Annotated in this window: 24 protein-coding genes, 1 tRNA gene and 1 pseudogene; 11 read left to right on the top strand and 15 right to left on the bottom strand. The window is 63.7% G+C overall.

Translation table 11 applies throughout. The annotated features are described in order from the left end of the window. Nucleotides 1-41 precede the first annotated feature (41 nt). Entirely contained in the window at nucleotides 42-758 is a 717-nt protein-coding gene (locus V1288_RS33450) for a lysophospholipid acyltransferase family protein (RefSeq protein ID WP_334361046.1), read from the top strand. Between the two features lie 10 nt (nucleotides 759-768). On the opposite strand, the gene V1288_RS33445 is transcribed toward V1288_RS33450, so the two are convergent. Beyond that, nucleotides 769-1,362, bottom strand: a complete 594-nt coding sequence (locus V1288_RS33445; RefSeq protein WP_334361045.1) for a TMEM175 family protein — start codon at nucleotides 1,360-1,362, stop codon at nucleotides 769-771. Nucleotides 1,363-1,563: 201 nt separating this feature from the next. Further along, nucleotides 1,564-1,650: transfer RNA gene (locus tag V1288_RS33440), tRNA-Leu, on the bottom strand. 174 nt (nucleotides 1,651-1,824) lie between these two features. On the opposite strand from V1288_RS33440, the gene V1288_RS33435 reads away from it, so the two are divergent. After that, nucleotides 1,825-2,244: a twin-arginine translocation pathway signal gene (locus V1288_RS33435; RefSeq protein WP_334361044.1), complete on the top strand. Its 420-nt coding sequence runs from the start codon at nucleotides 1,825-1,827 to the stop codon at nucleotides 2,242-2,244. Between the two features lie 16 nt (nucleotides 2,245-2,260). Here the strand turns inward: V1288_RS33435 and V1288_RS33430 are convergent, their stop codons facing one another. Next, nucleotides 2,261-3,463 (bottom strand): FAD-dependent monooxygenase, encoded by a 1,203-nt coding sequence (locus tag V1288_RS33430; protein ID WP_334361043.1) that lies wholly within the window; start codon nucleotides 3,461-3,463, stop codon nucleotides 2,261-2,263. Between the two features lie 7 nt (nucleotides 3,464-3,470). After that, nucleotides 3,471-3,716 carry a zinc-finger domain-containing protein gene (locus V1288_RS33425; RefSeq protein ID WP_334361042.1) on the bottom strand — a complete coding sequence of 82 codons (246 nt, stop codon included), beginning with the start codon at nucleotides 3,714-3,716 and terminating at the stop codon, nucleotides 3,471-3,473. 249 nt (nucleotides 3,717-3,965) lie between these two features. On the opposite strand from V1288_RS33425, the gene V1288_RS33420 reads away from it, so the two are divergent. Together V1288_RS33420 and V1288_RS33415 are read left to right on the top strand one after the other, a co-directional pair. Further along, complete coding sequence (locus V1288_RS33420; RefSeq protein WP_334361041.1) at nucleotides 3,966-5,123, top strand: hypothetical protein; 1,158 nt, start codon at nucleotides 3,966-3,968, stop codon at nucleotides 5,121-5,123. A gap of 56 nt (nucleotides 5,124-5,179) precedes the next feature. Then, on the top strand, nucleotides 5,180-5,932 hold the full coding sequence (locus V1288_RS33415; RefSeq protein ID WP_334361040.1) for an alpha/beta fold hydrolase: 753 nt from the start codon (nucleotides 5,180-5,182) through the stop codon (nucleotides 5,930-5,932). Here V1288_RS33415 and V1288_RS33410 read toward each other — a convergent pair. Then, the gene (locus tag V1288_RS33410) at nucleotides 5,918-7,306 is read right to left on the bottom strand and encodes a hypothetical protein (protein ID WP_334361039.1); all 1,389 of its coding nucleotides are present in this window, start codon (nucleotides 7,304-7,306) and stop codon (nucleotides 5,918-5,920) included. The two genes, V1288_RS33415 and V1288_RS33410, sit on opposite strands and share 15 nt — an antisense overlap. 205 nt (nucleotides 7,307-7,511) lie before the next feature. Between V1288_RS33410 and cysE the strand changes: the two genes are divergently transcribed. Next, nucleotides 7,512-8,339: a serine O-acetyltransferase gene (gene cysE, locus V1288_RS33405; RefSeq protein WP_334361038.1), complete on the top strand. Its 828-nt coding sequence runs from the start codon at nucleotides 7,512-7,514 to the stop codon at nucleotides 8,337-8,339. Nucleotides 8,340-8,446: 107 nt separating this feature from the next. After that, nucleotides 8,447-8,665: a DUF3126 family protein gene (locus V1288_RS33400; RefSeq protein ID WP_025590201.1), complete on the top strand. Its 219-nt coding sequence runs from the start codon at nucleotides 8,447-8,449 to the stop codon at nucleotides 8,663-8,665. Between the two features lie 141 nt (nucleotides 8,666-8,806). Here the strand turns inward: V1288_RS33400 and V1288_RS33395 are convergent, their stop codons facing one another. After that, nucleotides 8,807-9,520, bottom strand: coding sequence for a hypothetical protein (locus tag V1288_RS33395; RefSeq protein ID WP_334361037.1), 714 nt, complete (start codon nucleotides 9,518-9,520; stop codon nucleotides 8,807-8,809). 218 nt (nucleotides 9,521-9,738) lie between these two features. Between V1288_RS33395 and V1288_RS33390 the strand changes: the two genes are divergently transcribed. Further along, the gene (locus V1288_RS33390; RefSeq protein ID WP_334361036.1) at nucleotides 9,739-10,068 is read left to right on the top strand and encodes a DUF6949 family protein; all 330 of its coding nucleotides are present in this window, start codon (nucleotides 9,739-9,741) and stop codon (nucleotides 10,066-10,068) included. A gap of 72 nt (nucleotides 10,069-10,140) precedes the next feature. Then, complete coding sequence (locus V1288_RS33385) at nucleotides 10,141-10,671, top strand: gamma carbonic anhydrase family protein (RefSeq protein WP_334361035.1); 531 nt, start codon at nucleotides 10,141-10,143, stop codon at nucleotides 10,669-10,671. Nucleotides 10,672-10,686: 15 nt separating this feature from the next. Here V1288_RS33385 and V1288_RS33380 read toward each other — a convergent pair whose 3' ends face one another. Both V1288_RS33380 and V1288_RS33375 read right to left on the bottom strand, forming a co-directional pair. Next, the gene (locus tag V1288_RS33380) at nucleotides 10,687-10,854 is read right to left on the bottom strand and encodes a hypothetical protein (RefSeq protein ID WP_334361034.1); all 168 of its coding nucleotides are present in this window, start codon (nucleotides 10,852-10,854) and stop codon (nucleotides 10,687-10,689) included. Continuing rightward, nucleotides 10,851-11,078: a hypothetical protein gene (locus V1288_RS33375; RefSeq protein WP_334361033.1), complete on the bottom strand. Its 228-nt coding sequence runs from the start codon at nucleotides 11,076-11,078 to the stop codon at nucleotides 10,851-10,853. Before V1288_RS33375 ends, V1288_RS33380 begins: the two co-directional genes overlap by 4 nt. Nucleotides 11,079-11,189: 111 nt before the next feature. Here V1288_RS33375 and V1288_RS33370 point away from each other — a divergent pair, with 111 nt between their 5' ends. Next, on the top strand, nucleotides 11,190-11,627 hold the full coding sequence (locus V1288_RS33370) for a hypothetical protein (protein WP_334361032.1): 438 nt from the start codon (nucleotides 11,190-11,192) through the stop codon (nucleotides 11,625-11,627). Between the two features lie 663 nt (nucleotides 11,628-12,290). On the opposite strand, the gene V1288_RS33365 is transcribed toward V1288_RS33370, so the two are convergent. From V1288_RS33365 to V1288_RS33355, 3 genes are all read right to left on the bottom strand, one after another. Beyond that, nucleotides 12,291-13,178 carry a dienelactone hydrolase family protein gene (locus tag V1288_RS33365; RefSeq protein ID WP_442893892.1) on the bottom strand — a complete coding sequence of 296 codons (888 nt, stop codon included), beginning with the start codon at nucleotides 13,176-13,178 and terminating at the stop codon, nucleotides 12,291-12,293. Nucleotides 13,179-13,652: 474 nt separating this feature from the next. Further along, nucleotides 13,653-14,159, bottom strand: a complete 507-nt coding sequence (locus tag V1288_RS33360; RefSeq protein ID WP_334361031.1) for a hypothetical protein — start codon at nucleotides 14,157-14,159, stop codon at nucleotides 13,653-13,655. Between the two features lie 166 nt (nucleotides 14,160-14,325). Beyond that, nucleotides 14,326-15,213: an alpha/beta hydrolase gene (locus V1288_RS33355; RefSeq protein WP_334361030.1), complete on the bottom strand. Its 888-nt coding sequence runs from the start codon at nucleotides 15,211-15,213 to the stop codon at nucleotides 14,326-14,328. Between the two features lie 253 nt (nucleotides 15,214-15,466). Here V1288_RS33355 and V1288_RS33350 point away from each other — a divergent pair. After that, a pseudogene (locus V1288_RS33350) lies at nucleotides 15,467-15,785 on the top strand (hypothetical protein). Between the two features lie 131 nt (nucleotides 15,786-15,916). On the opposite strand, the gene V1288_RS33345 reads toward V1288_RS33350, so the two are convergent. The 4 genes from V1288_RS33345 to V1288_RS33330 form a co-directional block, all read right to left on the bottom strand. After that, nucleotides 15,917-16,546, bottom strand: coding sequence for a transglutaminase-like cysteine peptidase (locus tag V1288_RS33345; protein ID WP_334361029.1), 630 nt, complete (start codon nucleotides 16,544-16,546; stop codon nucleotides 15,917-15,919). A gap of 329 nt (nucleotides 16,547-16,875) precedes the next feature. Then, the gene (locus V1288_RS33340) at nucleotides 16,876-17,493 is read right to left on the bottom strand and encodes a PilZ domain-containing protein (protein WP_334361028.1); all 618 of its coding nucleotides are present in this window, start codon (nucleotides 17,491-17,493) and stop codon (nucleotides 16,876-16,878) included. Nucleotides 17,494-17,635: 142 nt separating this feature from the next. Next, nucleotides 17,636-17,818 (bottom strand): hypothetical protein, encoded by a 183-nt coding sequence (locus V1288_RS33335; RefSeq protein ID WP_334361027.1) that lies wholly within the window; start codon nucleotides 17,816-17,818, stop codon nucleotides 17,636-17,638. Nucleotides 17,819-17,854: 36 nt separating this feature from the next. After that, on the bottom strand, nucleotides 17,855-18,064 hold the full coding sequence (locus V1288_RS33330) for a hypothetical protein (RefSeq protein WP_334361026.1): 210 nt from the start codon (nucleotides 18,062-18,064) through the stop codon (nucleotides 17,855-17,857). Between the two features lie 126 nt (nucleotides 18,065-18,190). Between V1288_RS33330 and V1288_RS33325 the strand changes: the two genes are divergently transcribed. After that, nucleotides 18,191-18,964 carry an enoyl-CoA hydratase-related protein gene (locus V1288_RS33325; protein WP_334361025.1) on the top strand — a complete coding sequence of 258 codons (774 nt, stop codon included), beginning with the start codon at nucleotides 18,191-18,193 and terminating at the stop codon, nucleotides 18,962-18,964. The last annotated feature ends 12 nt before the right edge of the window (nucleotides 18,965-18,976 follow it).

The raw sequence follows: 18,976 nt of genomic DNA, 5'->3' as shown, positions 1-18,976 counted from the left end.
GACGTTTGCATTATCTGAGGTCTATCTTATTCGATGCCGCCGTGGTGATCCTGACGGTCATCGTGTCGCTGTCGGTGCCGTTCATGGCGCTGTTCAATGCGAGCAGCGCGACGGTGCGCGCGGTCTCCCAGGTCTGGGCCAACGGCATCATGTTCCTGATGAAGTACGTGGTGGGGCTCGATTATCGCGTCGAGGGGCGCGCGCACGTTCCCGACGGACCCTGTATCATCGCCTGCAATCATCAATCGCTGTGGGAAACAGCCGCGCTCTGCGTGATCTTTCCCGATGCCAGCATCGTCGCCAAGAAGGAGTTGAGGAAGCTGCCGCTCGTCGGCTGGTTTCTCGAGCGCTATCCGATGATCCTGGTTGATCGCGCGGCGGGCCGCCAGGCACTGCGCCAGATGGTCGATGAGGCGAGGCGCGCGGCTGGCGACGGGCGCAAGGTGCTCTTGTTTCCGCAAGGCACGCGGCAGGCGATCGACGAGCCTGTGAAGTTCCAGTCGGCTGGGATCTCCGCGCTCTACACCAACCTCGACGTCCCTGTCGTTCCCGCGGCGTGCAATTCCGGCCTGTTCTGGGGCAAGAAGACCCTGTTGATGCACTCGGGCACCATCACGCTGTCGTTCCTCCCGCCGATCGGGCCGGGCCTGCCGCGCAAGGAATTTCAGGAAAAGATGGAGCGGATGATTGCCGACGAGGCGAACCGGCTGCTCACGGTGACCAAGACGAAGGTTGCGCGTCGGCCCCTGACGCGATGAGACATGCCGCCTAGCCGGCACGACGCCCGGCGATCCAGCCCGCCAGCGGCGCCAGAAAAGCCAGGCACCAGATGAACTGCGCAATTCGCGGGGCTACCAACGCCATGGCCGTCCCGAGGACGAACACGAGCACCGGAAATAGCGCCGTCACCAGCAAATACGCGTCGTTGCGGCCCCTCAGCGCAAGAACCCATAGCGCCGCGTTCAGCGCGGCGATGATGGTCAGGTGAAACCCATAGAGGACAGCCAGCACGCCATCGAGCCGGTAGGCGCCGTAGAGTCCGTTCGTCACCGGCAGGATGATGATCGAAAGCAGAAAAAACAGATTGAGGAACACCACGCCCCGGCTGCCCTCCGGAGCAACCGCAAGCCGGCGGTGATGGCTGAACCAGAACATGCCGGCGACGATGAAGCTGATCATCAGTGCGATGACCGGTTGCGCATAGACGCGAACCAGGTCGATCCAGTCGGGCGCGTGCGTGAAGCTGGAAGCCTTTGGCAAATCATAGGCGAGCAGCGTCATGGCAACGCCGAATATGGTGTTGCTCAGCATCTCCAGCCGGCGCATTTCGAAAAGACCGATTTGCGGCAATGTTGCCCCCATCCCCACTGCCTCACCAGTCCGTCTACGCTTTCGCTGCGCTCAAGCTACACCGGACACGCTTGGTCCCGACCGCTACGCATGGCTACGCCACGCGTAGCCCGTCAGGGCGGTGGCTTGCCAAGCCGTAGCTCGCGGACGCAAAGCCCGCCTTCGCCTATCGGTTTCGACGCGGCAGCCTTCCCTCGCTTCGCGAGCGAAGGCTGGTGCGGGCGGTGGGACTCGAACCCACACGACGTTGCCATCGAGGGATTTTAAGTCCCTTGCGTCTACCAGTTCCGCCACGTCCGCTTAGTCTCACGAGATCAGATACTTAGCGCGTTTACCGGAGAAGTGGAATTGGCTTGTTCCCAGGTCGAACGCATCCTTTGCTTTAAGCGAGCGCGTCTGCCAAAGCAAAGCCTCAATGCGGACACTTGGGCCTGTTTTAGGCAATCTCAACATTGTCCGCCTAACGAAGGTCCGATGCCGATATCGCCGCCCCACTGCCGGTCATTTCAACGCAGCCTTGCCGCGCTGGCGCTGGTTGCGCTCGGGGCCGGCCTGTCCGGCTGCGCCGGGGTGAGCGATGCCATTTCCCCGGCCTTCGCCGACCCCGCCAAATACGACCTCTACGATTGCAAGCAGCTCGAGCCGGAGCGCAAGAGCCTTGCCGCCCGTACCGCGGAATTGCAGGGCCTGATGACGAAGGCCGAAACCGGCGTCGCCGGTCCCCTGGTGGCGGAGATGGCCTATCGCAATGAGTACATTGCGCTGCGCGGCCAGTCGAAGCTCGCCGATGAAGCCTGGCAGAAGAACAGGTGCCAGGAGTCGAAGCCGGAAGCAGCAGCCCCGGCCGCATCCGCGAAGGGTGGCCGCTCGAAGGCGAGCCGTAGCGCGAACTGATTACAGGATTTCCTGCTCACACCCGCCAATTGTAAATCCAATCCTGCCGCGCCAGCATGCGCTCGGGGCCCATCGCCTTGATGGCGAGGTCGCGCGCCAGCGCCAGCGGTCCGGTGAGATGATAGATAAGTCCCTGTTGCCGCGCCGCGCGTGCCACCCGCAGCACGCGGCCGCGCCGCAGCCGGCCATAATGCTTCAGCGCCGCCGGGATGCCCGCGATATTGTCGCGCGGGCTTTCGCCCAAACATTTGGCGAGCACGGCGGCGTCCTCGATCGCCATTCCTGCGCCTTGCGCAGCAAAGGGCAGCATCGCATGTGCAGCGTCGCCGAGCAGCGCGATCGCGCCGTCCGTCCATTCGCCGATGTCGGGCAGCGTGAACAGCGCCCATCGCCGCCAGCCGTCGACGGCCCCGATCAGCATCCGCGCAGTGGGAGGCCAGCGTTGCGAGGCGAACGCGTTCTTGAGTTCGTTGGCATCGCCGGGCGCGCTCCAGCCCGGCCTGTTCCAGGTTCCCGGCACGATCGCGACCACGTTGATCTGCCGCGCCGCCGAAATCGGGTAGGCAACCAGATGCGCGTCCGGCCCCATCCAGAGCTGCACACGCGGCGAGGTGTATTCGCGCGGCAGCGCCGTCGCATCGAGGGTTCCACGCCAGGCGATCAAGCCGGAAAATTGCGGCTGCACCCCCGGGAACAAATGGTTCCGCACCGCCGACCAGATGCCGTCCGCGCCGACCAGCGCCACCGCAAGCTCCTGCTGCCGTGTGTTGCCGCGGCGCTGGACCACGGTCAGCCCCTTGGCGTGCGAGGTCACGTCCTCGAACTGGCAGCCGAGCCTGAGATCGATGTCCGGATGGTCGTTGACCACTGCCTGCAAAGCGCCTTGCAGATCGGCGCGGTGCATCACCCAATAGGGCGCGCCGGCGCGAAGGCCGGCGGCTTCGCCGAGCGGCAGGCGGGTGATCTGGCCGCCCGCCCGCGCGCTCATGATGTTAACGGCTTCGGGAGTCACGGCGCGGGTCGCGAGCCGTGGCCGCAGGCCGAGGTCGACCAGGATTCGGCTGGCATTGGGCGAAAGCTGCAGGCCGGCGCCGGCTTCCTCCAGCCGCTCGGCCTTCTCCAGGATGATGACGCGAAAGCCCTTCGCTGCGAGCGATAGCGCTGCCGTCAGTCCCCCGATCCCGGCACCAGCAACGATGATGGTGCGCGCGGCAGCCACCGAAAGGTCAGGCGACCTTGTCCTTCAGGACGCATTCCGGCGGGCGGGCCTCACCGGCGGCGAGGTCGGCGGCAAATCGGAACAGCGTCGAACAATAAGGGCAGATGATCTCGTTGTCGTTGCCAAGGTCGAGAAAGACGTGCGGATGGTCGAACGGCGGATTGGCGCCCACGCACATGAATTCCTGCGAGCCGATCTCGATTACCGAGACTCCGGCGTCGTTATGGAAATGCGGGACGACATGGTCGGACATCAGTTTCACCTTGGATAGCAACGATGGGCGTACGCAATCAATGCGACGCGGCAATTTCGAAATGCCGCGCACCATAGTGGGGGGTGCCGATGATTCCTAGAGCCGATTCGGGAGCTCCCCGCCGCACATTCGCTCATGCAAATTCGACACAATCTTGTCGTGGGAGAAAAGCCCTTCTTTCGTCGGGGCAGTTGTGTCTTAAAAACGGCATACCATCTTGAGAAAGACTAAAACATTGGGCTTTTTGGGATGAGGCGGTTGAGGCTCGGATCAACTCTGGCGGGGGCGTTAGGTTGCATGGCGCTCAGCGTGGCGGTATGCGCGGCGCTGTGGCCGCACGCCCGCGAGGCCACAGCCATTCTGGCGGCGCAGGACGACCCCGCGGCGCTGTCCGACATCCACATCCATTCCGCCCTGCGGAGCAATCAGGCGCTGGTCGCCGGCCATATCGAGGCGGCGCTCGCGGAGGGTGATTCCGATCTCGCCAACAGCTTCGTCGAACTCGCCCGTGACAAGGGCATTGCCGTCAGCGACGAACTGTCGAAGCGCGTCAGCGATGCCGTTACTGACGCAGGCTCGGCGTCGCATTTTGCCAAGCGCTTCGCCACGGGGCTGGTGACCGGCAATGCCGACGACGTCGCGAGCCTGTCAGGCACGGTCGCCGGCGATCTGTTCGTGTTCGGCGACATCAGGGACGTCGTGCGCGAAGGCAAGCATTTGGCGACGGGCGAGGAGGTGGACCGCCTGGTGCTGGGACTTGCGACGGTGGGCCTCGCGGTGACCGCCGCGACCTACGTATCCGTCGGCGGCGTCGGGCCGCTGCGCGCCGGTCTTTCCATGGTCAAGGATGCCCGCAAGGTCGGGCGGCTGGGCGAGGGGCTGACGCAATGGGCCGGCCGCTCGGTACGCGAAGTCGTCGATGCGCCCGTCCTGCAGCAGGCGGTCGCGAAGGGCTCGGTGTTGCGGCCCGGCGAGACCATCAGCGCGATCAAGGCGGCGTTCCGCGCCGAGAAGGCCGGCGCGCTGGTGCGGCTGGCGAAGGACGTCGGACGCGTCGGCGAAAAGGCCGGCACGCGCGGGGCGCTTGATACGCTGCGGATCGCGCAAGGGCCGAAGGATATTGCTCGCGCCGCACGGCTTGCCGAATCCAAGGGTGGTCAGACCCGCGCGATTCTGAAGGTGCTCGGCCGCGGCGCGCTGCTGTTGGCTGCCGGCGCCTTCAATCTGACGATGTGGGTGTTCGGTGCGCTGCTGGCGCTGTTCGGTTTTCTGTCGTCGATCAAGGCGACCACTGAGCGGGCCACCGAAGCGTGGCTGCGTCGCAGCAAGGCGCGGCGATTGAGACGGCAGGTCGTGGCAGGTGCGCCATCCGGCCCGGCTCTGGCAGGTGCAGTCGCGCAGGGCTAGACGTGCAGCCATTGCAAGATCGTTCATTCCAATCCCCCCAATAAATGGAACTGATGATGCCGAGTTTTCACAACGGCGCTGTCGAAATTGCCTATCTCGACGAAGGCGAGGGCGATCCGATCGTTCTCGTGCACGGCTTTGCCTCCAGCAAGAACGTCAACTGGGTCTATCCGACCTGGGTCTCCGACTTAAGGAAGGACGGCCGTCGCGTGATCGCGCTCGACAATCGTGGCCACGGCGATTCCGAAAAGCTGTACGATTCCGCTGCTTACGAAATTGCGATCATGGCAAGCGACGTCATCGCGCTGCTGGATCATCTGGGAATCGAGCGCGCCGACATCATGGGCTATTCGCTGGGATCGCGAATGACGGCGATATTGGCGCGCGAGCAGCCGCAGCGGTTGCGTTCGGCGATTCTCGGTGGCATCGGTATCGGGCTGATCGAGGGCGGCGGTCCCGGCGAGAACGTGGCCATCGCGCTTGAAGCGCCGTCTCTGGAGGACGTCACCGATCCGGTCGGGCGGACGTTTCGCGCTTTCGCCGACCAGACCCGCTCCGACCGCCGGGCGCTTGCCGCCTGCCTGCGCGGTTCGCGGCGGCTGATGACATCGGAAGAGGCCTCCGGCATCGGCGTGCCGGTCCTGATCGCAGTCGGCACCAGGGACGAAATCGCGGGCTCCGCAACTGCGCTCGGGAAAATCATTCCGGGCGCCGAGGTGCTCGACATTCCGAACCGCGATCACATGCGCGCGGTCGGTGACAAAGTCTACAAGACGGGAGTCACCGACTTCCTGTCACGCCGGCAATGAGCGATCGCGCGATGGCTCTTCGCCGGTGAAATGCCGGATCGCCGCGATCAGCACCACCGTGGTCGCAAGCCACGCCATCCGCGCGCCGTAGCGATCGTGCGGGCCGGATATCACGGCACAGATGAAGGCGTTGCCGAGCAGGGCGAACGAAACCGTGCCGGCGAGCAAAGTGAGATCGTCGAACGACCGGCGCAGCACGCCGTGACCGAACAGGATCGCGGCCAGCAGCATCGACGCCAGTGCGACTGGAACGTGAATTCGGTTGATCGCGGTGAAGTCGAAATGCCAGCGCTGCTGCTGCGCCGCGCGCATCGGCTTCACCTGTGCCGGAAGGAAACGCTCGATGATGCCGTAGGTATGGCCGACCCAGACACCGACGCCTTCACCGGTGGCGACCTGGCCGAGTTGCTGCACAGTTGCCGTCAGCGCCGCCTTGGCCTGCCAGGCCGGATATTCGGCCAGCGAATGCAGCACGATAAAGCCCATCTCGTCGCCCAGTCCCTGAAAGCGGCCGAGCGTGTTGAACATGCTGTTGCCCCACAGGAACTGGTCGGCGGTGGCGGGCAGTTGATCGCGGTGGGGGCAGAGCTTGAAATTCTGCTTCGGACAATGATCGCGCAAATACTTTGCGACGATCCCATCCTGCAGCATCCGCCCGAAGGCTACGCCATAACCGCCGGGCGTCCACGCCAGTTTTCCGGACAATGCGAAATTGGTCGACAGTAATAGCGCAGCTCCGGCGACGATGGTGAGGCTGCCCTGCGTCAGTCCGGAAACGGAAATCCGCCCGCGCAGAAAGGGACGCGCGATCCAGCCCACACAGCACAGTCCGAGCAGCACGGCGAGCGTTGCGCTGTGCGTTGCGGCGGCGAATGCGGTGAGGCCGAACAACAGGCATTTCTCGGGGATCGAAGTCCGTTCGCCAAGCGCGACCAGGATGAAGAGCGCAAGCACGGACAGCCCGGAGAAAATATCGGTCAGCAGCATGCTGGCGAGCCACGGCAGCGACGTGGTCAGGACCAAGACGAGGCTCATGGCCAGGAGCCGCAATGGCTGGGGCATGCCGAGCACGCGCAGCGTCAACTGCAGGATCCACAGTGTCGCCAGCGCGTTGATCCCGAGGTTGATCCAGAAGCTCGAATCCTCGCCGAAATGCAGATAGAGGCCGAACGTGGTGGAGCGGCTGGGCACCAGGTAGCCTTCATACCACCGTGCCAGGTAGCCGCCGGTATCCCACTGGAGCAGGGGATAGCCATTCCACAGGGCGGGGGCCAGCAACATCAATGGGATGGCGATGGCGGCGATCCAGGCGGAGCGCGAATCCGCAGCGGTCCGCGCCCGCAATACCTGCGTGCTGATCTGGCTTTCCCCCATCAGGGCAGCATCTGCCGAATGGCGGGTCCGCCGAAATTCACCAATAGTCGGACGCCCGCCGGCTTGATTTCCCGAAATCGCTGACCACCTTGAACTGACCCCAGGGGCATTCGGCGGGGGTTTCCTTTGCCGAAGCCTGCCGGGGACAGCCGTCCGCCCGCCGTGCTATAGTAGCAACGAAATCAGAGAATTTGCGAGAGCAATCATGGCAGTGCATCAGGTCAATCCGCAATCCTCGAAGCTCGCCGCACTCGATCCGATCTGGGACCGCGTCCGGGGCGAGGCGGAGGACATCGTCCGCCGCGAGCCTGAGCTCGCTTCCTTCATCTATTCGACCGTGCTGCATCATGAGCGCCTCGAAGATTCGGTGGTGCATCGTCTCGCCGAGCGGCTCGATCATTCGGCGCTGTCGGGCGATTTGATCCGCCAGACCTACGACGAGGCACTGCGCGACGAGCCTGATCTGGGCAATGCGTTTCGCGCCGACCTGGTTGCGGTCTACGACCGCGATCCTGCAACCTCGCGCTTCATCGATCCGTTGCTCTACTTCAAGGGTTTTCACGCGCTGCAGACCCATCGCCTCGCGCACTGGCTCTATCAAAAGGGCCGCAAGGATTTTGCCTATTATCTGCAGAGCCGGTCGTCGGCGGTGTTTCAGACCGACATCAACCCCGCCGCCAAAATCGGCCGCGGTATTTTCCTCGATCACGCGACCGGCTTCGTCTGCGGCGAGACCGCCGTGATCGACGACGACGTTTCCATCCTGCACGGCGTTACGCTCGGCGGCACCGGCAAGGAGAACGAGGACCGTCATCCGAAGATCCGCCGCGGCGTGCTGATCGGGGCGGGCGCAAAAATTCTCGGCAATATCGAGATCGGCCATTGCGCGCGCATCGCCGCAGGCTCGGTGGTGGTCAAGCCGGTGCCTCACAACGTCACGGTGGCCGGCGTTCCCGCCAAGATCGTCGGCGAGGCCGGTTGTGCGGAGCCTTCGCGCACCATGGATCAGATGCTCGGCGCAATCGGGCTTTGATTTTCCACACTTTCTCGCAGCCGTATTTGTGAAGTTACGGCTGGTAGTCTGCGCCGTCTCGTCCTAAAAACCTCCCGGAAATTCAAAGAATCCGATTGGAGACCGCCGTGGACGTTCAGGAAGTCAGGAAGCTCGACGCCTATCTCAAGCGCGTATTCGGCAATCCCAAGATCCGCGTCGTGCCGCGGCCGAAAAAGGACGACTCCGCCGAAGTCTATATCGGCGAGGAGTTCATCGGTGTGCTGTTCGTCGATGACGAGGACGATGATCGCTCGTTCCAGTTTCAGATGGCGATCCTCGAGGAAGACCTGGCCGACGTCGGGTGAGTGACTTGTCCGCCGTAGAAGTGCCGTAGGGGGCAAAGCGTAGCGTGCCCACCAACTTTTTCTCGCAGTTCGTGATTGCGATGGTGGGCACGGCGCAAGCGCGCCTCTGCCCACCCCGCGAATTCGATGCTCGGCGGCTCGCTAGCCTTTCGACCCGCGCATCTGCGCCGTCAAGCGATCCATCGCATTCGCGACGTCGCGCCATTGCGACAGCCAGCTCCGCGGAAAGCGGAACGTCAGGTCGGCGCCGTCGACGCGGCGCTCGCTCAGGCACATGCCGGGCGTCAGGCCATCGCGCGTGCAGCGCGCGTTGAGGTTCGACGCGTTCGCGGAGAACAGGTCTTCGTTGGCGTAGGGCGAGCCTTCGCGAAAGGCGCGCATCGTCAATCCGCCATCGACCGGTGTCGCGGCCTGCTCAAGGTAGCGCGGATAGATCGTGCGGACCCGCATGTCGGGCGCCAGCGCGTCGTGATGGGCTGATATAGATACGAAGATTCGGTCGATCGGCTGCACCTTCTCTTCGATCGTATCGGCGCTGACATGCTTCGGCGCATCCGGCGGTTCCAGCGATGGGAAGACGAAGCTGAGATCGACTCGCTCCTGCGGCCCGGAGTGGCGCTGGATCTTGCGGCGGATTGCGGCCGTCGGCACGTTGAAAAGCGTGGCGCCGACGCTGACCGGCAACCGTGCCGGCGCGCTGGAAGGCCGCGCCACCCAGGTCGGCCACAGCAAATAGGCGACCAGCGCAACGGCGCCCGCAGCAATGGTTATCGCGACGATGATCAGGATCATGTGCGAGCGCGGGTCCCTGCGGGTGTCGCGGGCAAGGTGCTGGGCCGTCGAAAGCAGGGTCATGAACGAAGCATCGGTCGAGGAAGAGGCAGGCGAATCATCCCGCGAATATGCCATGCGGTGCGTGATTTCCTCATGATTTCGCGAGGGTCCGGCCCCGACAGCCATGCGCAAACGAAGTCTCGGCGGCCGGTTATTAACCTTTCCTTAAGGATGCTGTGGCGGCCGCCGCCCAATTTTGCGAAAGCAGGGCGCGGTTTGTCGAGTTAAGGGAAGTTGCCATGTCGCCCGATGCGTTGAATTCCCTGTTCTCCCTGTGCATCGGCTTTGCGTTCGCAGGCGCGCTCGCCAGCGGCTATCAGGCGATGGCGGCGCGGCCGGCGGGCTTCGGGCTGCTTGGGGAAGGCGTGGCGCCGAAGACGTTTGCGGCGGTGCCGTTTCTGGTTTTCGCCGCACCCTTCATCATCATGCGCAACACGCTGCGCGGCGCGAAGATCGAACGCCGCCGTTTCGAATTCGTGATGATGGCGACCGTGCTTTCAGGCTTCTGGAGCTTGATGTCCGGCACGTTCTTCCTGATGACCCTGCGTGCCGCCGGCGTGCTGACCTAAAGGCCGGGTCTGCTCGCTTGATCCCGCGCCAGCGGCTGTGCCAAGGTCTCCGCCAACGGAGACCTTTTTGTTATGGCGATCTACGAACTCGATGGACAGGGGCCTGAACTCCCCGGAGACGGAAACTATTTCATCGCAGATACTGCCGTCGTGATCGGCAAGGTGCGCCTTCTGAATTCGGCCAGCGTGTGGTTCGGCGCGGTGCTGCGTGGCGACAATGAGTGGATCGAGATCGGCGAAGGATCCAACGTGCAGGACAATTCCACCTGCCACACCGACCGCGACTTTCCCCTCACGATCGGCAAGAACTGCACCGTCGGCCACAATGTCATCCTGCATGGCTGTACGCTCGAAGACGACGCGCTGGTCGGCATGGGATCGATCGTGATGAACGGCGCCAGGATACGCCGCGGCAGCATTGTCGGCGCGGGATCGGTCATCACCGAAGGCAAGGAATATCCCGAATATTCCCTCATCATCGGTTCGCCCGCGCGCGTGGTTCGCACGCTGACGCCGGAGCAGGTGACGGCGATGGGAAGTGCGGCAAAATTCTATGCGCTCAACGGTCCGCGATTCAAAAACGGGCTGAAGAAGATCGGCTGAAGGTGGCGGCCCGGCTCAGGTGCCTTCGCTCTCGTTCGCCTTGCTGGCGCCGGCGACCTTTTCATGGCCGGCGGCCCAGAGCGCATGTTCCTCGCTGCCATCGTGATACGGATTGGCTTCCGCCGGAATGTTCTGGCGTGCGGCGCGCTGGCCCTGCTCGAAAGGGTCCGGGTCGGAATTCATGATGGCGTCTTTCCGGTTTTCCATCTTGTATTCTTCGGCGTCGCCGTCTTCGAGACCCCCGCACTCTTTCGCAGCGCATCCTTGAGGTCGATGGGAATGCCGTGCTTCTTGAGCAGGTCCGCAAAGGCTTCGTCGGCCAGTTCCTGAAACGTCGCCATCCGGTCGCGTGCAAGCTGGGTGAGCTTGTCGAGCGTGTCATCGTCGAAGGCGATCAATTTGCGCAAGCGCTGCCCCTCCGGGCGTCGAGCGGATGTGAATGAATGATCCGGCGGCGGAATTGTTCCGGCAGGAACAACGGCGGGACGCCATCGTTGCTCCAGAAAAGGAGAGTTCCGATGAAGCTGGCATCTGCAGCCGCCGCAGTTGCGGCGATCACAATCCTGATATCCCCGATCGTATCGTTTGCTCAGAGCGTGGGCGGATCCGCTGGTGGGTCATCGTCCGGTAGCAGCAGCGGCAGCGCCGCGGGCGCGCCGGGTGCGGGCTCTACCGGGGCCGGCACGACCGGGACCGGCACGCAAGGCATCAGCGGCGTGCCCGGGCCCGCCGCTCCCAATGCCGGTCAAAGTCCAGGTGGCACGGCGAACCCGTCCGGGCTTGCGTCGCCGCCTCCGCCGGGCACCAACAGTGCCGGCACCGCACAGTCGTCAGGCCCTGGCAGCGGTGTCACAACGGGCTCGGGAAGACCGGCGCAGACGAGCGGCGACGCCGAGATCAATGAGGAGAACAAGCAAGTCGACCGCAAGATCAAGGGCATCTGCCGCGGCTGCTGATATCGCTTTCCGGCCCGCTTCAAGGAAGCGCGCAAAACAGCCCAAAATAGCGCAAGCCATCTCCGAGAAATCGTTCTAGGCTTGACGGCGGACCCGCGAGGGTCCGGCGGCGAGTGCGTCGACTTCGTCGAGGCCAAGACCACGGCGGGAGGAAAGCCGCGCCGCGATGTTACCGAGACCGTTGTTTGGAGGAAATGCCGTTCGCGTCACATCGGGGGATGTTGAACATGCTCACAACGCCTGCGTTGACATTGATGTTTTTGATTGTCGTGATTGCGCTGGGTGCAGCTTTCATCTGGATGTTCTGGGAGATCGAACAGATGAAGTCCAGGCCGCGTCGGATGGCGAGACCTCATCGCAGGGGCGATCGACTCGGATAGGCCCGACACCGCGCACAGTTCACGTTCCTCGCGATAGCCGGAGTCTGCCGGTCTCCCGCAGACAGTGCGGTCGGCCAGGCCATGATCCTGCGCAACTCGCTCTACGCTCTACGTCTCGATGCCCAGCATGCTCTCATGGATGCCGGGCACGCTGGGGCCGTTCCTGCTGGCTGACGTCGGGTGGAGCGGGATCTGTTTTCCCAGCGCGACTCCATCTTGGCGCGTATCGCTGCAGGCGTCGGTAAGCTATTGAGCGCCCCTGTTTCAGCTCACAGATTTCGGGCTAGCTCAACACCCCGTACTTCCTGAACCAGGTCTGCATCTGGCTCCAGGCGTCCTCGGCCGCGTCCTTGCGGTAGCTCGGGCGATAGTCGGCGTGAAAGCCGTGCGGTGCAGCGGGATAGATCTTGAACTCGGCAGTCTTCTTGTTGGCCGCCAGAGCCGCTTTGAAGGCTTCCACCGTTGCGACGGGAATGCCGGTGTCGGCCTCGCCGTAGAGGCCGAGGACGGGCGCCTTCAGCTCGGGTGCGAGCTGCGTCGGGCTCTTCGGCCAAACCGGGTTCGGCGGATCGACCAGCGGACCGTAGAACGCGGCGCCTGCCTTGAGAGTGCTGCTGTGGGCGGCATATTCCCAGACCGTGCGTCCGCCGCGGCAGAACCCGATGATGCCCAGTCTCGACGTGTCGCCGCCCTCCGACCTCGCCCAGGCAACGGTGCTGTCGAGATCGGATAATAGTTCGGCGTCCGGTTTCGAATTCACGATCGGGAGTAGCTGCGGGATATCCGTGATCCTGGTCAGGTCGGCGCCCTTGCGAAAATAGTAATCCGGCGCCACCGCGAACGCGCCGAGCTTGGCGAGGCGCCGCGTCACATCCTTGATGTATTCGTGCAGGCCGAAAATCTCCATCGCCACCAGCACCACTGGCGGGTTGCTGACGCCGACCGGCCGCGCGAAATAGCCGGGCATCTCGCCGTCGGTGACCTTTATCCTTGCGTCGCCGATAGTCAGGCCACTGGTGTCGGTCTTGATCACGTCGGCGCGCACCGGTCCGGCCGCAAGCGTGTAGCCGGCCGTCACGGCGGCCGACGCGGTCATGAAGCCGCGTCGCGAGAATGGCGCGACCTTGGTCAGCCCGATGACGTCGGAGGTTGGCAGGGGTTCGGCGCTCATGGCAGCCCTCCTTTTTTTGGGAGGCGCATTCAGCTTGCAAACCGGTGCGAACGCAAATCACCTGCTTGCGAGATGTGGACCGGTTGGGAGGCGCGCAGCGCACCAGCCCAAAAATCGGGCACAAAAAACAAGGCCGTCGACGCAGTATACCGTCAACGACCTTGCCAGCCCCGGATATTAAAATCGGCTCACGCCATCCGGTGAATTTCACGATGCCCCGGATTCCTGCGGCGATATGTGAACCAGTTCACAAACGCGGAAAAAAGTTGCGGCAACGCGTGCCGCAACGGTGGAAAATATCCCGTCGTCCGGCCGCATGGTTGCAGTGACCCGATTGGGCCGCCTCACAAAGTACATGCAATGGCGGTCCTTGTGAGGCGGCTGGACAGGCAAGTACTGATCAACGTGTAATTTCGGCTGGCCGGGCGTCGGCCCGCTGCGCGGGACTTTATCGCCAAGCGCCGTCCGGACCGGTCAGCCGCGCGCCTTGGCCCGGCTGCGGTTCGCCGTCCTGTTCGAGCGGGGCTTTGCCTTGGCTGATCGCTTGCGCGGCGCGGGAGCCGCGGAGGGTTCGGAGGCCTGCGCGCTGGCAAAGGATTGCCGCAAGCCGTCGATCGCTTCCGTCAGCGTTCCGACCTGCTCGGAAAGCTTCCTGGTGTCAGCCTGCTGCGCGGCGAGCAGGCGGCGCACGGTCAGCAGCTGATCCTGCACCACCTGCAACTGATCGATCGATTCCTGCTGCGTCGCTTCCAGACCCTTGGTCTTCTCGACCAGTTGTTCGGACGCCTGCGTGGCGCGCGCCTGCAATTGCCGGGTCGCGACCGCGCGATCGCTCTCAGGCGCGCTGCCGGTATAGGCACGCCACAGCGCGATAGAACTTACGCCAAGCACAACGATGACCAGGGCCGCAGCGGCGATCGCAATCGGCTGTTCGCCGAAACGCGCGATGGGGCTGGCACTCCGGGGGGCGAGTTCGATCATGCGACTCCAAATCCGGACGTGATTCAATGTTCCCGAATACCACGGGCGCGGCGGCGCTAAAACCCGGGATTTGCCGGGCACGTGGGGATTTCGGGAAGAACAGCCGAAAATATCGTGATTTTCTCGGCCAAAGTGGGCTTACAGGACATTCCCGGCACCAATGCCGCTATCGGATATGCGCCCGCATGAATTGGCCGGCGTCGGCCAGCGCGCGGCGGCCGTCCTTGAGATTCGCATTCCAGACCGGCCACGCATGGATCATGTGCGGCCAGATCTGCAGCGTCACATCGACGTCGGCCACCCCCGCTGCCTCGGCAAGCCGCGTTGCGTCTGCCAGCAACGTCTCGGCCGATCCGACCTGGATCAGGACCGGCGGAAAGCCCGCGAGGTCGGCAAGCAGCGGCGAGATCAGCGGATTCCTGCGATCGACGGATGGCGGCGCGTAGGCATCCGCGAGCTCGTCGAGATAGGCCTTGTGGATCAGCGGATCGACGGCGTCCTTGGTCCCTAGCGTGCTGCCTGACATCGTGAGGTCGGTCCAGGGCGAGACCAACCACGCGCATGCCGGCAATGCCTCGCCGGCCGCGCGCAACCGGTTGATCAAGGCGAGCGTCAGGTTGCCGCCGGCGCTGTCGCCGCCGACTGCGATACGCGTCGCTGCAATGCCTTGCCGGCGCAGAAAGCGCCACGCGGTGAGCGCGTCTTCATGGGCGGCGGGGTAGGGATGTTCGGGGGCAAGCCGATAGTCGATCGCAAGCGTCCGGATTCGTGCCGCGCGCCCAGCCTCCGTCACCAGGCGGCGGTGGCTTACGATCGAGCCGGAGCAATATCCGCCACCGTGGAAATACAGCAGCACACGCGAAGGCTCGCTGCCCGGAACGATCGACCATTCACCGGCGACGCCGTCGCAATCGACCGCCTCGCATGTCACGTCGGACGCCACCGGCCAGGTCGATCCGACCTCATTGATACGTTGCCGCCGCTCCGACCAGCCGACCGGCCGCGGCTTCGAGCCCAGCAATGCGCGGATGGCGTCGATCTCGCTCTGTGCCAAGGTTGTGTTCTCCCGGTGGAGGCCGGTCATCATGGCACATCGTTCGTGCAGCACAAAAACGTAGCCGACAGGAGCCGGGAGGGAGCCGAAAATTTTTGCGAGGCTCTTGAAACCAAATGGCGGTTTTCCGATTTTTTCGCTGCCACCGCTCGAGGCGAAGGCGGCTTAAGCCCGCCGCGCCTTGCAATGGGACCGAAGGGCTCGGCCCGATGCGGGCGGGCAGCGTTTCCACTCTTGGGGGGAGGACAAACCGATGATCGACCAGACCGGCAACGTTTTTGATTTGAATGCGGTGCTGCATCCGGCAACCGAGTTCGATCACCCTCGCGACGTAGTCGCCGACCCGACTCTTTCACTTAGCGAAAAGCGCGCGATCCTGGCGTCCTGGGCCTCCGATGCGGCGGCGGTGGCTTCGAATCCCGCTGCTGCGCGAACTGGCAGGCACAAGACGCATCGTGACGATCGACGAGATCCTCGAAGCGCTTTCGATGCTCGACCACAAACCGCCGGGACCGCCCGGCGGCAAGCCGATGCGGCAGAAGTCCACATCGCGCGTAGCGCTGGCGGCGTAGGCGTCGCGCTGCCGGTATCCCAAAAAAGGTGCGGCCACCCTTTGGGGGAAGGGTGGCCGCGCGCGAACCGGTCTGGGACGGGGAGGGGTGGGGATGTGACCGGGTCGCGGGTTCGTAAGATCCTTTGTTCGTTATCTATCGCGTGACGAGGCGGTAGCGACCGCCGGACGGCTGTCACCGAGCGAGACCCACACATTGGGATCGCTCTGCGACTGACGCTTGACGAAGCGGTAGCCGGTGTCGGTCCAGGCCAGGACGTTTTCGTTCTGGTTGTCGAGAACGAACTCGCCCTTGTCGGTCTTCACCGTCAGCACCGCGTGGCCGTCGCCCTTCTTGTCGCGCACCACCGTGATCAGCAGCGCCTCGCGCGGCCATCCGGCGTCAATCAGCATCTTGCGCTTCAGAAGCACATAGTCCTCGCAGTCACCGTATCCGTCCGTCGGCAACGACCATTTCTCGATCACACCCCAATGATCCATGTCGGTGATCGGCTTAATGGTCTCGTTGACCCACTTGTTGACCCGCAGCAGATCCCGCCACGCCGTCTGCGACATCACGATGTCGCGCGGCTGTGACGCGCCGCCGCGGCATTCGCCGGCGTTCTCGGCGCAGAATTCGACCCAGCCGATCGGCGAACGTGCGGTCTCGCCCAGGCTGGCATAGAGAGCCTCGCCGGCTTTCACCGAGACGCCCATCGAAGCGTTTAACCCCAACAGGACGGCGATGACCGCCAGTCCCTTCCCCTGTCCCCTGAACAACATTGTGGCCCCTGTTTCTTGTTGGGACCATTTTTCGCACAAAGGATTTGCGCCGCCGCTAAGTCAGGCAAGTACATTTGACGTGAATACTAGTAAAGCTAGCGGCTAATTCGATCTATACTTGAATCGAATTTGACTAAAATTTGAAACAACTGCAATTGATTCAAATTTTAGCTATTAACACCTGTAGGCTGCATTAGCAGCGGATGCGCCCGAAAAGTGCTGCGCGTTAACCGACTTTGGCCGGTGCCGGACAGGGAAAAGGCGGCATCCGGTGACGCGGATACCGCCTTTTGAGGCTGAAAAATCAGGGATTTTTGGCTGGAGGCGCTTTACCGCGCGGTAACTGCATCTTCGAGCGTCTCGGCAATCTGCTCGTGGACGAACTCGAGCGCAAAACCTTCTTCGACGTTTCGCACCACGCGGGACTGGACTTTGCCGAGCATGACCAGCGATTTCAGGGGCGGGCGGTTCTCTGCGGCGATCGCGGCGCCCGACAGCGACAGGTCGATGATGCGGCAGGTCATCTTGCTGCCGTCCTCGAGCGTGAGCAGCGCAATCGGGTTGCGCGGCACGATACGGTCGTGGCGGCGGTCTTCCGGCAGATTGAGGATATCACGGTTGGCGAGCCAGGTGAGCTGGGCGGCGAGCTTGTCGCGCTTGCGCGCGGTCGCGCCCACCGTCATGGCAAAGCCGTTGTCGATGATGCGGGTGATTTTGCCCTCGACCCGGCCGATATGGTCGAGATAGGCGATCACGCGGTCGCCGACATTGCCGATGCCGGGCGCCAGCAGCGCCAGTCCGCCCGGCGACATGTTAACAATCTGGCAAGGAAATTCGCGGCGGTCCGGCAGCATATAGCGGCCGAGCAGGTGGACCTTGACGCGCTGGAAGCGCCGTCGCTCCTCGGCGGACGGGACAGTGGTTGTTTTCTTTTGCGCAAACGACATCTTCGCCACCAGACAGCCGGTCCTTCGGCGTCGGAAAGACCCTAAGGCCGACAGGGTTAACGATGTGTTAGCGGCGGTTGCATGAAGTGCAGGCGCTCACGCGGCCTGCGGTCGCGGCGGCGATCCCGGACGTTTTCCGATCTCACGGTCGTGCGCCGGACTCGCCGAGAACGGGCGCGTCGGCGTTCTCCGGACCCCGCAAGCGCCCCAAGCCAGGCCGCCTCGGCAGGTCGTCCGGCGTCTTGACGTTGGTTGCGAGGCCGACTGTCTCGAACGTTTTGATCAGCCACCAGCCGAGATCGATCTGCCCCGGAAACAGGCCCATCCTGGCTGACCCCGGGAAGGCGTGATGGTTGTTGTGCTAGCTTTCGCCCATGCTGATCAGCCCGGCTGGTCCGACATTGTAGCCTTGGGCGGCCACGCCATCGATGATCCAGCTTTGACCGCCTCGTCGATGAGAGAAGTGACCGATCAGCCAGTGACCAGTCACGCAGACGCTGACCCGGACAAAGATGCCCCAGACCAGCCAGCTCCATCCGCCGACGACGAGGAACAGAATCGCCCAGGGCAATTGCTGCCACATCCACGTTCGTTCGACGAAGGCGTAAAAGCGGTCGTGACGTCACGCAGTGTTGCGCGCGGTGGCATTAGGGTTACTCTCGCGCCGGCCGAAAATGCGAGCGGACGGAGGAACCGAATGCCGGGAGTTAAGCGGGAACGTGACGACAGCGTCGGCGTGCTGACGTTGGACGAGCCTGAAACGCTGAATGCGATGACGCCCGATCTGCTGGGCGATCTCGCGACAGCCGTCGGCGAGATTAACGATGATCCGCGGGTGAGAGCGCTGGTGCTGACGGGCGCCGGGCGCGGCTTCTGCTCGGGCCAGAACCTCAAGGCGGCGCAAATCCTCGGCGACGACATCGCCGCCGGCGTGATGAAGTTTTACTGGCCGACCTTCAAGGCGTTGCGCGAGTGCCGCGTGCCGGTTGTGGTGGCGGTCAACGGCGTGGCGGCGGGCGGCGGGTTCAGCCTTGCGATGGCGGGCGACATGATCGTTGCGGCGCGCTCGGCGCGCTTCATTCAGGTGTTCAGTCGCATCGCGCTGGTCCCCGATCTCGGTTCGACCTGGCTGTTGCCGCGGCTCGTCGGCCGGCAGCGCGCGCTGGAATTGATGATGACCAACGAGCCGCTTTCGGCCGATCAGGCCAAGGAGTGGGGGCTGGTCCGCGAAGTGTTCGACGATGCGGCGCTTCGTGACGGCGCGCTTTCGCTGGCGCGCAAGCTCGCGAGCGGGCCGACGCGCGCGCTGGTCGCGACGCGCCGCCTGATCGACGAGAGCGAGCACGCCAGCTATGCCGATCAGTTCCGCCGCGAGATCGAAACGCAGGCCGAGATTCGCCTGAGTGCCGATGCGGTGGAGGGGCGCAACGCCTTCCTCGAGAAACGTACGGCGGTGTTCTCCGGACGCTGAGAAGGGATCATG

The sequence above is a fragment of the Bradyrhizobium sp. AZCC 2176 genome, from assembly GCF_036924645.1.
GTDB lineage: Bacteria > Pseudomonadota > Alphaproteobacteria > Rhizobiales > Xanthobacteraceae > Bradyrhizobium.
Note: the sequence above shows the minus strand (reverse complement) of the source record. Positions and strands in the feature narration are given on the sequence as shown.

Coding starts and splice junctions, on each gene's coding strand:
- V1288_RS33445 (WP_334361045.1), bottom strand. CDS start 1,362: ATGGGGGCAACATTGCCGCAAATCGGTCTTTTCGAAATGCGCCGGCTG.
- V1288_RS33435 (WP_334361044.1), top strand. CDS start 1,825: ATGCCGATATCGCCGCCCCACTGCCGGTCATTTCAACGCAGCCTTGCC.
- V1288_RS33425 (WP_334361042.1), bottom strand. CDS start 3,716: ATGTCCGACCATGTCGTCCCGCATTTCCATAACGACGCCGGAGTCTCG.
- V1288_RS33420 (WP_334361041.1), top strand. CDS start 3,966: ATGAGGCGGTTGAGGCTCGGATCAACTCTGGCGGGGGCGTTAGGTTGC.
- V1288_RS33415 (WP_334361040.1), top strand. CDS start 5,180: ATGCCGAGTTTTCACAACGGCGCTGTCGAAATTGCCTATCTCGACGAA.
- V1288_RS33410 (WP_334361039.1), bottom strand. CDS start 7,306: ATGGGGGAAAGCCAGATCAGCACGCAGGTATTGCGGGCGCGGACCGCT.
- cysE (WP_334361038.1), top strand. CDS start 7,512: ATGGCAGTGCATCAGGTCAATCCGCAATCCTCGAAGCTCGCCGCACTC.
- V1288_RS33395 (WP_334361037.1), bottom strand. CDS start 9,520: ATGACCCTGCTTTCGACGGCCCAGCACCTTGCCCGCGACACCCGCAGG.
- V1288_RS33390 (WP_334361036.1), top strand. CDS start 9,739: ATGTCGCCCGATGCGTTGAATTCCCTGTTCTCCCTGTGCATCGGCTTT.
- V1288_RS33385 (WP_334361035.1), top strand. CDS start 10,141: ATGGCGATCTACGAACTCGATGGACAGGGGCCTGAACTCCCCGGAGAC.
- V1288_RS33380 (WP_334361034.1), bottom strand. CDS start 10,854: ATGAATTCCGACCCGGACCCTTTCGAGCAGGGCCAGCGCGCCGCACGC.
- V1288_RS33370 (WP_334361032.1), top strand. CDS start 11,190: ATGAAGCTGGCATCTGCAGCCGCCGCAGTTGCGGCGATCACAATCCTG.
- V1288_RS33365 (WP_442893892.1), bottom strand. CDS start 13,178: ATGAGCGCCGAACCCCTGCCAACCTCCGACGTCATCGGGCTGACCAAG.
- V1288_RS33360 (WP_334361031.1), bottom strand. CDS start 14,159: ATGATCGAACTCGCCCCCCGGAGTGCCAGCCCCATCGCGCGTTTCGGC.
- V1288_RS33345 (WP_334361029.1), bottom strand. CDS start 16,546: ATGTTGTTCAGGGGACAGGGGAAGGGACTGGCGGTCATCGCCGTCCTG.
- V1288_RS33340 (WP_334361028.1), bottom strand. CDS start 17,493: ATGTCGTTTGCGCAAAAGAAAACAACCACTGTCCCGTCCGCCGAGGAG.
- V1288_RS33335 (WP_334361027.1), bottom strand. CDS start 17,818: ATGGGCCTGTTTCCGGGGCAGATCGATCTCGGCTGGTGGCTGATCAAA.
- V1288_RS33325 (WP_334361025.1), top strand. CDS start 18,191: ATGCCGGGAGTTAAGCGGGAACGTGACGACAGCGTCGGCGTGCTGACG.